General features: G+C 50.0%; 2 protein-coding genes. Both read right to left on the bottom strand.

Annotated elements, in window-relative coordinates; all coding sequences use genetic code 11:
• The coding region (locus R7O12_RS26410) for a DUF3299 domain-containing protein (protein WP_318127031.1) at positions 1 to 377 on the bottom strand (377 nt) is incomplete at its 3' end.
• A gap of 2 nt (positions 378 to 379) precedes the next feature.
• On the bottom strand, positions 380 to 1,101 hold a 722-nt coding region (locus R7O12_RS26405; protein WP_318127030.1), incomplete at its 5' end, for an ABC transporter permease.

Below are 1,101 nucleotides of genomic sequence, written 5' to 3'. Positions count from 1 at the left end.
TCCTGTACTGGTGCGCCTTTCGGAAATTTCACGTAAATGATTTGGTTTGGTGGTGGTGGTGGTACGTGGATACACGCCCCAAAATACGGCACCAACAAAAATTCCGTCACCGTGTTGGCATCTCCCTCAAGAGGAATCACGAAGCCAGGGATTTTGACCTGACTGCCATTGAGTTCTGGTCTGACGTTACCGATTTTTGATTGCTGCGCCGCGCCACCACTGTGATCAGATGCGGGCATCCCCACGCTGTCGAACAGCTTACGTTCCGCTTCAGGAACCAGATCGATCCAGTCGAGCGTTAATGGCTCATCACTCGCCATGACCGGCGTCGTAAATGCAATCGCGAGTAAGCAACTGGCTAAAACTTTTTTCCACATCGTTAGATCCTTATGGTCATTCCGTCACTGAGTGACTGTCTGTAGGCGCGGAATGCTGGAATAAAACCAATCACAATACCGGCGCATTGTACAAAGCTAAGCAGCATCCATTCGTACGCAGAAAGCGTGCTTAACGTGAGATTTATACCGTAGTGTTGTTGAATTAGGGGCTGAAGTAGGGCGAGTATCGCATACAGCCCCAAAACGCCGGTGACGATACCTGCTGCTGTGAGTAAACTCGCTTCACTAATGAGCAGAGAAAAAACGTGGCGTGGGCGCGCTCCCATAGCGCGTAAAATGGCCATTTCTCGACGTCGTTCTTGTAAGCTGGTCAGTAGGCTGCTTAACATGCCGAGTAAACCCGCGATAACCACAAAACCAGAAACCGCCATCAAGGCCTGTTCTGCGACAGACATCATGCCCCATAATTCGTGTAGCGCGACACCGGGCATAATGGCACTGAGAGGTTCTTTCGGGTAGTTGTTGATCTGCCTTTGCAACGCAAAAGTTTGAATGCGCGATTTCAAGCCCACAAGCATGGCAGTGATCTGTTTTGGTTGAAAGTCCCTTTCTTGTAATACCTTGGCATCCGGTGTTGGGCCCAAGCGTGCACCACTTTCCCAACCGACATGAATGGCTTCGATCGCCTCTAACGAGACGTGAACAGTCTTATCTACTGGTGTGCCAGTTGGAGCTAAAATACCAACAACTTTGAATGGCAGTT

It is taken from the genome of Vibrio sp. Vb1574 (genome assembly GCF_033338675.1).
The sequence above is the reverse complement of the archived record's forward strand: the minus strand, read 5'-3'. Positions and strand labels throughout refer to the sequence as shown.